The sequence below is a fragment of the Brumimicrobium sp. genome, from assembly GCF_048268645.1.
GTDB classification, from domain to species: Bacteria; Bacteroidota; Bacteroidia; order Flavobacteriales_D; family Crocinitomicaceae; genus Brumimicrobium; species Brumimicrobium ulvae.
In genome coordinates this window covers 118,201-129,882 of record NZ_JBLWVE010000003.1, presented here as the reverse complement: position 1 = coordinate 129,882, position 11,682 = coordinate 118,201, and the positions used below count along the sequence as shown (strand labels likewise).

The 11,682-nt window shown below is 37.0% G+C and carries 9 protein-coding genes; 4 read left to right on the top strand and 5 right to left on the bottom strand.

The window, feature by feature from the left end; translation table 11 throughout:
- Window positions 1-2 precede the first annotated feature (2 nt).
- Genes ACN0U3_RS04625 through ACN0U3_RS04615 form a run of 3 tightly spaced genes read right to left on the bottom strand, consistent with a single transcriptional unit; the run spans window position 3 to window position 2,994 of the window.
- Entirely contained in the window at window positions 3-761 is a 759-nt protein-coding gene (locus tag ACN0U3_RS04625; protein ID WP_417265323.1) for a rhomboid family intramembrane serine protease, read from the bottom strand.
- A complete protein-coding gene (gene mutL / locus ACN0U3_RS04620) occupies window positions 758-2,641 on the bottom strand; it encodes a DNA mismatch repair endonuclease MutL (protein ID WP_417265322.1) in 1,884 nt (627 codons plus the stop codon). The genes ACN0U3_RS04625 and mutL overlap by 4 nt, the downstream gene beginning before the upstream one ends.
- Before the next feature lie 26 nt (window positions 2,642-2,667).
- Window positions 2,668-2,994, bottom strand: a complete 327-nt coding sequence (locus ACN0U3_RS04615) for a hypothetical protein (RefSeq protein ID WP_417265321.1) — start codon at window positions 2,992-2,994, stop codon at window positions 2,668-2,670.
- Window positions 2,995-3,228: 234 nt separating this feature from the next.
- Between ACN0U3_RS04615 and ACN0U3_RS04610 the strand changes: the two genes are divergently transcribed.
- Both ACN0U3_RS04610 and bshA read left to right on the top strand, forming a co-directional pair.
- The gene (locus ACN0U3_RS04610) at window positions 3,229-6,156 is read left to right on the top strand and encodes a glycoside hydrolase family 3 N-terminal domain-containing protein (RefSeq protein ID WP_417265320.1); all 2,928 of its coding nucleotides are present in this window, start codon (window positions 3,229-3,231) and stop codon (window positions 6,154-6,156) included.
- Between the two features lie 100 nt (window positions 6,157-6,256).
- A complete protein-coding gene (gene bshA, locus ACN0U3_RS04605; RefSeq protein WP_417265319.1) occupies window positions 6,257-7,402 on the top strand; it encodes an N-acetyl-alpha-D-glucosaminyl L-malate synthase BshA in 1,146 nt (381 codons plus the stop codon).
- Here bshA and ACN0U3_RS04600 read toward each other — a convergent pair.
- Together ACN0U3_RS04600 and ACN0U3_RS04595 are read right to left on the bottom strand one after the other, a co-directional pair.
- On the bottom strand, window positions 7,388-9,079 hold the full coding sequence (locus tag ACN0U3_RS04600) for an adenylate/guanylate cyclase domain-containing protein (protein ID WP_417265318.1): 1,692 nt from the start codon (window positions 9,077-9,079) through the stop codon (window positions 7,388-7,390). The genes bshA and ACN0U3_RS04600 overlap by 15 nt on opposite strands.
- Window positions 9,080-9,272: 193 nt before the next feature.
- Window positions 9,273-9,620, bottom strand: a complete 348-nt coding sequence (locus tag ACN0U3_RS04595) for a 4Fe-4S dicluster domain-containing protein (RefSeq protein WP_417265317.1) — start codon at window positions 9,618-9,620, stop codon at window positions 9,273-9,275.
- A 148-nt stretch (window positions 9,621-9,768) separates the two neighbouring features.
- Here ACN0U3_RS04595 and ACN0U3_RS04590 point away from each other — a divergent pair, with 148 nt between their 5' ends.
- Together ACN0U3_RS04590 and fabG are read left to right on the top strand one after the other, a co-directional pair.
- The gene (locus ACN0U3_RS04590; protein ID WP_417265316.1) at window positions 9,769-10,761 is read left to right on the top strand and encodes an acyl-CoA reductase; all 993 of its coding nucleotides are present in this window, start codon (window positions 9,769-9,771) and stop codon (window positions 10,759-10,761) included.
- 102 nt (window positions 10,762-10,863) lie between these two features.
- The gene (gene fabG / locus ACN0U3_RS04585; RefSeq protein ID WP_299201711.1) at window positions 10,864-11,610 is read left to right on the top strand and encodes a 3-oxoacyl-[acyl-carrier-protein] reductase; all 747 of its coding nucleotides are present in this window, start codon (window positions 10,864-10,866) and stop codon (window positions 11,608-11,610) included.
- The last annotated feature ends 72 nt before the right edge of the window (window positions 11,611-11,682 follow it).

Genomic DNA, 11,682 nt, shown 5'->3' with positions numbered 1-11,682 from the left:
GTTTAATAAAATTTACGTTTGTCTCTTTGCCAAATATAAACCATGATAAATCCAACAATAGCACCCCCCAAATGGGCCAAATGTGCAATGTTGTCTCCAGGGTTGTTGATGAAAGAGTTGTAAATAGCAATCCCTACCATGATGGTTACAAGGTATTTAGCCTTAATTGGGATAGGCGGAAAGAGCAGCATCAAACGCGTATTAGGGAAGAGGAATCCAAACCCAACCAATACTCCGTAAACAGCTCCAGAAGCACCTACCACTGGTGTTGAGATTCCTGCCATATAATCTTGTACAAGTCCTTGTGTGTTTGGAATAAGTCCAAATGTACTAATAGAACCAGAGCGGTATAAAGCTATTTTTTCTTGCAGTAGGAAAATATCATATCCAGCTGAAACAAGTTGTTCTTCTATCATTTTGACTTCAAAATAACCAACGATTTGATGTAAGAAAAAGGCTCCTAAAGCAGTTGCCATGTAGAAGATAAAGAAGCGTTTTGGTCCCCAGACTTGCTCTAAAGAAGTTCCAAAAATGACTAAGGCAAACATGTTAAAGAGGATGTGGAAGAAATCACCGTGCATAAAAAAATGCGTTACCATTTGGTAAGGTTCAAAGAAAGGCGAGTTAAATACATATCCACCCAAAAGATTGGTGATTGGAATGCCTTGCATTTCTCCAAGCATTTTTACAATGTACATGACAACATTCAGTAGAAGAATGTTCTTGACCACAGGGGGCATGTTTCCGAGTATATTATTCATGATAGATAATTGTACAATTCTTCAATTGAAATTGTGTTCATAATTTTTTTTCCACTTGGAGAATATTGATGTTGCTCACTTTGGAACAAACGATCAACCAAGTAGTTCATTTCTTCTTCAGAAAGAGTTCTGTTTTTATGATTGGTTGCCGCAGCAGAAAGTGACAAAATGAGTTCGTGAACAAGTTCTCCTTTGTCGAGGTCTTGATGGGTTATTTTTTCAATTATTGCATCTAAACATTGTGTCACGTATTCTACCTCAAGCATTGATGGTACACTGGATAAAACCAAGGTGTTGTTTTGCCAATTCCAATCAAAACCGAGTCGCTTTAAATGTGTCGAATTGTTTTCCCACTCCAGCTTTTGGGTGGCTTGTATGTTGTATTCATAAGGAAACATCAACTGTTGTCCAGCAATAGGAGACAACATGAATTGCTCCATCAAATCGTCATATAAGATTCGCTCATTCGCACGGTTGATGTGAACCAAAAGCGCTCCAGATTTCACCTGAACCAATAATAAGTTACGGTGAAGTTGCATTTTATGGGTGCTGGACTTCAAAGGCTCTTCATATTGTATTTCATTGCTTGGTACTTCTGTTTCTTCTTGCTCAACTTCTTCGGTTATTTTGTAAAAGTCTTCCCATTCTTCTTTGTTTGGACGAAGTGACTTAAAACTGTTGGATGAAACTGAAGAGCCACTTCCACTAAATCCTGAACCACCTCCAAAAGAACCCGTTCCGGATGAAGTTGAACCTGCAGCATCGGATGAAGTCTTAAATGGATTAAAAGTAGGGTCTACTTTAACTTCAGGTTGTCGTATCGGACTATTTTGTTGCTCAATTGATAAGTCAAATTGCGGCTCGTGTTCAAAATCTAAACTGGGTGCAATGTTGTACTTTCCTAGGGCTAATTTAATTGTGCTTCTCAAGATGCTATAGATGCTTCTACCGTCTTCAAATTTAACTTCAGTTTTTGTCGGATGAACGTTTACATCTAAGGTTTCCGAAGGAACTTCAAGATAGATGAAATAAGACGGAAAGTGTTTCGGGGCAATTAAATTGTCATATCCTGAAACTACAGCATGGTGAAAATAGCTGTCCTTGAAAAATCGATTGTTGACAAAAAAGTACTGTTCACCACGGGTTTTTTTTGAAAATTCAGGCTTAACAATAAACCCAGTAATTTTAACTAAATCTGTTTCCTCCTCAATGGGGACCAGTTTATTGTTAAAGTTTCGTCCGAAAAGGTCTACAATTCGCTTTCTTAATCCTGCGCTATCTAAACTGTGGATAATGTTCCCGTTGTGTGAAAGTACAAACCCAACTTCTGGATGGGTCAAAGCAATGCGATTAAATTCCTCAACAATATGTTTTGTTTCAACATTGTCTGATTTCAAGAAGTTGCGTCTTGCAGGAACATTGAAAAATAAATTCTTCACAGAAATTGAAGTCCCTTTTGCTCTAGAGCAAGGCTCTTGTGACGTAATTTTACTTCCAGCGATTTCTATTTTGGTTCCAACCTGTTCCCCTTCTTCAATGGTTTCCATTTCAACATGTGCAATGGCGGCAATTGAGGCAAGTGCTTCACCTCGAAATCCTTTGGTTTTTAAAGTGAATAAATCTGCTGCAGCGGTAATTTTACTTGTAGCGTGACGTTCAAATGACATTCTGGCGTCAGTTTCAGACATTCCTTTTCCATCATCAATGATTTGAATAGATGTTTTACCAGCGTCTTTGATGTGTAACTCTATTTTAGTCGCGCCTGCATCAACAGCGTTTTCAATTAATTCTTTGACCACAGAGGCAGGTCGTTGAATAACTTCTCCAGCGGCGATTTGGTTGGCTATATTATCGGGGAGTAAACGAATTACTTCTGACATTCCTTAATCCTAATTTGTGGTTCTATTTATTGTTTTTCTAAATCAATTACTTCAGCTGCAAAAATATCAACATAATCAAGAATAAAGTAGGTTGCGAAAAGTAAAGCAACTAAAATTATTACCAGTCGTATGTTGGCCGCTCTAGATTGTTGACTATATGATTTTTCAGACTGCCAAGCATTGTGCATTTTATCACGTAAACGTGCTTGCTGCTCAGTAAGAGAAGTATTCTCTTCCTCACTGTATGCTTTTTGCATCAGTCGAATACGCTCTTTTCGTGCGTCGTAATATCGAGGTGTATAATCAAATCTTTTGTTGCGATTCACTTTCATGAACCTAATTCGCTCTAGCATATTCTGACCTTTTTTATATCAAAGCATAAAGATACATCAAATTTTAAAGTTTTTAAAATCATTTAAAGCATCTTATTTATTCATTTTTCTAATGAACACAAGCTGAAGTTTAAGCTTTGATTATATTTGTTCTCAATATTTATTCCAAGTGGATAAGTTGTGACACTTCGGCAGAGATTTTGCTTAGTAGGACTGATTTATATCGTATATTTAAACCTCAGAATTTAGACTTTCATGAAAATTACCGCAATATTTACGCTCTTATTTGTTTTTGCTAGTGGACTCGTGAGTTGGTCTGTGCAAAAAAGTGTTGTTCCTAATGATGCTACAAAAGAATCCACAGGCCTACCTGCATACATGAGACTTTCTCCTCAATGGGCCTTGGAGAAGTTAGAAACATTAAGCCTTGAAGAAAAGATTGCGCAAAGTTTTATGGTTGAAGTTACGCCTAGAAAAGGCGAAGCTCATTTACAGCTCATCGATTCCTTGGTGCGTGTCCATAAAATTGGAGGAATCATTACTTTTCAAGGAACAACCGAAGAAACAAAAACTGCAATTAATCGCTTCCAGAATCAAAGTGTATTGCCATTGCTTGTTGGAATTGACGGAGAATGGGGAAGCAGTATGAGAATCAGTGATCAGGACCGTTATCCTTTTCAGTTAACGATGGGAGCAGCAAATGATTTAGCCAGTACCCATTTGATTGCTCAGGCCATGGGGGCAGAAATGAATGAATTGGGAATTCACCTGAATTTCTCGCCTGTGGTTGACATCAATACGAATCCTAAAAATCCAGTCATTGGCTTCAGGTCTTTTGGTGAAAACCCGTTGCTTGTCTCAAAACAATCCAACGAAATGATCAAAGGAATGCAAAATTTCAACGTATTGACTTGTATGAAGCATTTTCCTGGCCATGGTGATACTGATGTCGATTCGCATTTGGACTTGCCAACCGTAAATAAATCTAAAGTTGAATTGAGCCGTATAGATTGGTTGCCTTATCGACAAGGAAGATTGATTGGAGCTTCTGCAATTATGATGGGACACCTTAATGTTCCAGCACTTGATGATTCTGGATTGCCTTCAAGTTTATCACCCAAAACGATAAAAGGAATAGTACGTGAGGAATTAAAATTTGATGGATTAATCATTAGTGATGCATTGAACATGAGGGCGTTGACCAAGCATTATGGGGATGTAGATATTGTCAAAAGAGCCTATCTGGCAGGGAATGATATTCTGCTATATCCTTCAAAAGTTAAAGAATCCATCGAAGCCATACGAATCGCTGTTGAGAAAGGGGAAATTTCTGAAGAAGAAGTGAATGAAAAAGCCATGCGTGTTTTGCGAGCTAAGTATTATGCTATTGTGCATGAAAACAACGAGAAGCCTGTACTTTCTCAAGAGAAAATTGATTTTGCGAAGTTAAGTATTTATGAAAAAGCTTTAACAGTCATAAAAAATGAGCATGCAATCCCCGTTAAAGATGCTTCAGGTAGAAATTTAATCATCAATATCGGTGGGGATGGGAGTGCCTTTAATGAAGCAGCAGCTTTCTATACTAAGGCTGATATTGCCAATGTGGAAACAGCAAAAGACGCTTGGGCGATTTATAAATTCGCTTTTAAAAACTATGATAATATTTATGTCAACATTATTGCTCCGTCGGTGTTGCCAAGAAATGACTTTAGTTACCCTGACGGTTGGAGAGAATTGTTGACTCAAATGCCTGAACAATCAAATGTGTACGTGAGTATTTTTGGAAATCCATATGCCATTAATGATCGATTGCCCTTTGAGCATGTGGATGCTGTAATCTTGGCTTTTCAAAATACAAAATCTGGACAAAATAGAGCCGCACAGTTAATTTTTGGTGGATTCCAAGCTGTATCTAAACTGCCCATTACATTAAGCGAAGATTATCAAGAAGGATTTGGTTTGACCACCCCTGCAGCTTCACGATTGAAGTTTACGGTACCAATGGAATTGGGACTATCAGATACAGCTTTTTACCGTATTGATTCAATTGCTCTGAATGGAATTAAAGAACAAGCTTATCCAGGTTGTCAGGTGGTGGTTGCCAAAGAAGGGAAAGTGATTTATCAACGTGCTTTTGGACATCAAACCTACGACAATAAAATTCCTGTTGATAACCAAACAATATATGATTTAGCTTCCATCACAAAAGTGGTTTCATCAACGGCTTCTTTGATGTATTTACAAGATCAAAAAGAGTTTTCTCTGGACAGTACTCTAGGAGATTACCTTGGCGAATACACGCGTGGTACTGTGTATGGTAATTTGAAGATGCGAGATGTTATGACCCATCAAGCTGGTTTAATCCCTTGGGTGCCATTCTATACTCAAACATTGGTGAATGGACGCCCAGATACCTCTTTGTATGCCACAACACCTTTTGCAAATATGAATTCTATTGTCGCGAATAACTTATATATGCGTGACAACTATGAAGAGGAAATCCTGAAAATAATTCTTTCTAAACCTTTGCGTTCTAAAAAATATAAATATTCAGATTTAGGATACTATTTCACTAAAAAAATTATTGAAAAAACCTCTTCTTTGCCCTTAGATGAATTTGTAAGTGAAAAGTTTTATGCACCGATGGGATTAACTACTTTAGGTTACCATCCTTTGAATAACTTTGACTTGAGTCGAATTGCACCTACCGAAAAAGATACCTATTACAGACATCAATTGGTGCATGGTCATGTTCACGATATGGGGGCCGCAATGACGAACGGAGTAGGTGGTCATGCAGGTTTGTTCTCAAGTGCAACAGATCTTGCAGGTTTTATGCAAATGCTCTTAAATGAGGGGAGTTATGGTGGACAGCAATACCTGTCTCCTGAAGTAATTGCTGAATATACAGGGTGTCAATATTGTCCGAAAAATAGAAGAGGTGCAGGCTTTGATAAACCTGTTGTGACCGGAACTGGTGGACCTGCTGCTGAAGCGGTATCTAAAGCTTCCTTTGGGCACTCAGGATTTACAGGTACGGTAGCATGGTCTGACCCGAAAAGTGAAATTAATTATGTTTTTCTTTCCAATAGAGTTTATCCAAGTGCAGAAAATTGGAAATTGGTAAGAATGAATATCCGTACTGAGATACAGCGTGTTATTTATGAAGTGTTGGGAGAATAAAATAAATATTGATAATTTGAACGAACAACAGTGCTTCTGATTTGTTTTTTCTGAATACTTTTAAGCTGAACGTTTTGTTCGTTTAAACAAAAATTGAATCATGAAGATAGGAATTGTTCTCTACCCAACATTTGGAGGAAGTGGTGTTGTCGCTACAGAATTAGGAAAAGCATTGGCGGCAAAAGGTCACCAAATTCATTTTATTACCTATTCACAACCTGTTCGTTTGGGTTCATTTAGAGACAATATTTTTTATCATGAAGTGGTGGTCTCCAATTATCCTTTGTTTGAATATCAGCCTTACGAAACTGAATTAGCCAGTAAAATGGTTGATGTAGTAGAGCATGAGCAACTCGACTTATTGCATGTTCATTATGCAATACCTCATGCCTCGGCCGCTTTTATGGCACAACAGATTTTAAAATCTCGAGGAGTAAATATTCCTTTTATCACAACTTTACACGGAACAGACATCACTCTTGTTGGTCGTGATAAATCTTTTGAACCTGTAATTACTTTTTGTTTAAACCAATCCAATGCGGTAACTGCAGTTTCGGAAAGTTTAAAACAGGATACTTATAAACACTTTGCAACAAATCGTGAAATAAAGGTGATCCCGAATTTCATTCATAACTTCGCAGAAGACCCTTTAGTACAAGACTTGGAGCGTAGAAGAAAGTATGCACAAGATGATGAACGCATTATTTGTCATGTTTCCAACTTCAGAAAAGTTAAACGTGTAGAAGATGTTGTTCGTGTTTTCCATAAAATCAATAAAACGGTAAAATCTAGACTACTACTTATTGGAGATGGTCCTGAGCGTTACAACGTGGAATTGTTGTGTCGAGAACTTGGTGCTTGTGATCGTGTAATGATGGTTGGGAAAATTAGGGACGCAGCAAATTTGATGAGCCTTTCAGATTTATTTCTATTGCCATCACAAACTGAAAGCTTTGGTTTGGCAGCGCTAGAAGCTATGGCTGTAGGAGTTCCTGTGATTTCATCAAATACTGGTGGAATTCCCGAAGTAAATAAACAAGGTTACTCTGGTTATTTGTCTGAAGTAGGAAACGTCGATGAAATGGCAGAGAATGGAGTGAAGATTTTAAACGATGATCAGACTTTAAATGAGTTCAAAAAGAATGCGCAGTTGCAAGCAAGGCAATTTAGTTTAGGAGCAATTCTTCCAGAATATGAACAACTGTATATTGATGTGATTAATGAATTTAAATCAGGATTGAAGTAATTGTTGTTTCATTTTCTTGAGTTCAGCAATTCTCATTTTTTTACTTCTTATGCGTATGTTTTTGGATGTCTGGGTATAAAAACGATGTTTCTTTTCTAGGTAATCCAACTGAAAATCTATCCATTCAAGATCGGTCATTTCACGTCCCATATTGGAGAGCTCATTCCTCAATGTTTTGGCAATGTTGTGGTAGTCTGCACGACCTAAATAATCATGATCAGCATCGCAAATGATTTTTTCTAATAGTGTTTTAGGTTGTTGGTCACTTTTGGTCGCAGAAATGATTTCACAAATGGTTTCAATTTGCGCTGGACTATATCCAAATTTAGGGAGCTTTGTTTTCGCCATTTGAATTCCAAATTGTTCATTGTCTTCGTAGCGAACAATAAATCCAGAGTCATGAAAAAGAATAGCGGTTTTTAATAGAATCAAATCTTCACCATCAACACCTTCCAAATTGGCTATTCTGATTGCAGAACGTTCTACATTTAAGGTGTGTTTGATGTTATGGTAATCCAACTCGTCAGGAAGGGATGATTTTAATTTATTGATCATAAAGCGACGTGTAAATTCAAAATCCATTGGAGGAAGATCACATTGATTACGCAAATCACTATTGGGTACTTTTCCTTCCTGAAATAAAGAATGTTCCGTTTTTAATTGGTCGACAAAGTACATATCAACATAGCTTCCGTATTTTATTTTTATTTCTCCACGATGCGTAATGTCAAAGTAAGGAAGAATGTGTTTGGCCACATCAGCTGTCACCGTTATGTTATTTTCTACAGAATTTTGTTCGGCTCTTGCGGCAATATTTACGGTATCCCCCCAAACATCAAAACTGATTTTTTTAGAACCGATAATTCCTGCAACCAACGGACCTGAGTGTAATCCTATGCGAATATCCCAAGAACTGGTATTAGTGGCATTAGCCAACTGTTTTCTGCTAATGACATAATCACGAATTTCTATAGCGGCTAATGTCGCACGTATGGCTGGATTCTGATTTTTCTCTGTAACTCCTGCCAAAGCCATATAAGCATCTCCAATTGTTTTGATTTTTTCAAGACAATAGCGGTCCATGATTTCATCAAATTTTTTGAAGTAGCCTTCAAGTTCACGGAGTAGTTCTAAAGGTTTTTTGAGTTTTGCTGATTTAGTAAATGCAACAAAATCGGTAAACAAAACCACACCTTCATTCACTTTCCTTGGAGAAAACCGGCCTATTGAGTTTAAGTCTGTTAGAATTGTTGTAGGAAATATATTTTCCAACAACATATTGATTCGAACATCTTTAAAGTATAAGGTTTTGAATACTTCAATTTTCGCTTTGACCAAATTGGGATTGAAGGGACTCGTAATATAATCGACTGCTCCTTCTTTAAATCCTTTTACCAATCGTGCACCACTAGAAGAGGTGTCACTAATAACAATTTTGTAGGCGTCACGAGAATTAGGGTTGGATTTTAACCTTTGAAGGAGTTCAAAACCATTAACGGCTTCACTTTGAATATTGATGAGAATGATTCCTACTTTTCTTTTTTCAAGAACAGGAAGAGCAGAAGCTTCATCAGCGCAGATTATTAAATTGTTACCACCTCCTAGTAACATAGCTTGTAAGCCATTGACATTAACAGGGTTATTGTCGATGACCAAAATATTAATAAATCTTTCCACGCATTCGGTTTTGAGGTTTGATAACGAAAATAAGCTTTTCAATTGATTTTCACAGTGCTATTGCAACGAAAAATTTAGAAATGTATTGGATGAAATGTGGAAAAATTGTTGCTGACTTAGTATTGCTGGGAAATAAAAAAGTCAGCCTTGATATGCTCAGACTGACTTTCTTATTGAATGCTTTGATTTAATATTAAAGGTGCATAAAATCCTTTTTCTTCAGTAATTCTTCTTCCGTTTCTGGGAAATCAGGATCATCAACACAACAGTCAACCGGACAAACAGCTGCACATTGAGGTTCGTCGTGAAAGCCTTCACACTCTGTACATTTATCCGTTACGATGTAATAAATATCCATGTCTACAGGTTCGTTCTCCTGCTCAGCATCAATTTCTTCTCCATTTAGCGTGGTAATCATTCCTTTCAAAGTGGTACCATCGGCCCATGCCCATTCAGCACCTCCTTCGTATATCGCGTTGTTCGGACATTCAGGCTCACAAGCGCCACAATTGATGCATTCGTCCGTAATTATTATTGCCATTTTACTACTTTTTAAGCGTTACTTCTCTACATTTGCAAATATAATAAACCTTTGATAAGGAGTTTTGTTTTATTGAACATAAATTATTTAGGAGATTCACATGGATAGATTAAAAACAATCAAGACGTTTTCAATTTTAGGGAATAGCATGAAGAAGTGGGGAGCTAAAGCAGATCGCGAAGCTTTTAATCCATTTGTAGCAGGAGAGTTTTATGACAGAATGCAAACCGCCATTTTAGGAGCAAAAGCTCATAATGGTTGGTTTTCTGAGGCCTCTATTCGTGAAAGTTTAACTCAGATTGGAGAAAGTTTGTCTGAAGAAAATTTATCTGCATGGGTGGAACGTTATCCTTTAGTGAAAAAACCAAAATCTGTTGGATTAATTCTTGCCGGAAATATTCCTATGGTCGGTTTTCATGATGTCCTTTCGACTATTTTTTCGGGCAATAAGGCCAGTATCAAATTATCGCGTGATGATAAGATTTTAATTCCTTTACTATTGGAAATTGTTGTTGCACTTCAACCTGAATTAGAAAATCAAATAGATTTAGTGGATAAGTTGAACAGCGCAGAAGCCGTTATTGCAACAGGAAGTGATAATACAGCACGGTATTTTGAAAAGTATTTTGGACATCTACCTAGAGTCATTCGAAAAAACAGAACCTCTGTCGCTTTAATAGACGGCACAGAATCTCCTGAAGAATTAAAAGAATTGGGAAAAGATATTTTCTCCTATTATGGTCTAGGCTGTCGTAATGTTTCTCATTTGCTATTGCCAAAAGGGTATGATTTAAACAATATATTTGGCGCAATTGTAGATTATGGAGAGGTCATAAATCACAACAAATACTGTAACAATTACGATTATTATAAAGCCATATTTTTGATGAATCAGGAGAAAATCATTGAAAATGGATTTCTATTGACAAGAGAAACAGAAGAGTTATTTGCTCCAGTAGCTATGTTGCATTACCACTTTTATGAAAATAAAGAGGAAGCAAAAGCGTATATAACAAAGAATGAAGAAAAAATTCAAGCCATAATTGGTAAAGAATACATTCCATTTGGAGCAGCACAAGCACCTGCACTTGATGATTATGCTGATGGAGTAGATACAATGAAATTCTTAACGAGCCTATAGCCTCGGACTAAAAAAAAGAGGAGGCGGGCATAAAATTTCCTCAATAATGTCATTTCACTATTGCAGGAGTATTATATTTGTTAGAAATTGAAAAACACAGCAATGAAGTTATTAGAAGATAAAGTAGTATTGATTACAGGTGCCTCAAGAGGTATCGGAAAAGCAATTGCAGAACGTTGCGTTGCAGAAGGAGCAAAAGTAGCTTTTACCTATTTATCATCAGAAGAAAAAGCCAATGCCTTAATCGCAGAACTCACAAAAGATGGTGGAGTAGTGAAAGGATTCAAATCGAATGCAGCAGAATTTGATGCTGCACAAACTTTGGTGGAGGATGTAGTAAAAGAATTTGGAACTGTTGATGTACTGGTTAATAATGCTGGAATTACGCGCGATAATTTGTTGATGCGTATGACCGAAGAAATGTGGGATGAGGTAATCAATACCAATTTGAAATCTGCATTTAACTTAACGAAAGCTGTTCAGCGTCCAATGTTGAAAGCCAGAAAAGGTTCGATTATCAATATGTCGTCAGTTGTTGGTGTTTCAGGAAACGCTGGTCAATCAAATTACGCTGCATCTAAAGCGGGGATGATTGGATTTACAAAATCAATTGCTCAAGAATTAGGTTCACGTAGTATCCGTTGCAATGCTATTGCTCCTGGATTTATCGAAACTGAAATGACAGAAGTATTGGATGAAAAAGTGGTTGCAGAATGGAGAAATAGTATCCCCTTAAAACGTGGTGGATCTCCAGAAGATGTTGCAAATGCAGTTGTTTTCTTAGGTTCTGATATGTCTACATACATTACCGGACAGACTTTAAACGTGTGTGGAGGTATGCTGATGTAATCAGTAAAATCTACTGTTCCTTTAGTGCTGTATGTTGGTTTTTATTAATTAATTTTCAACATTTAAAATAAA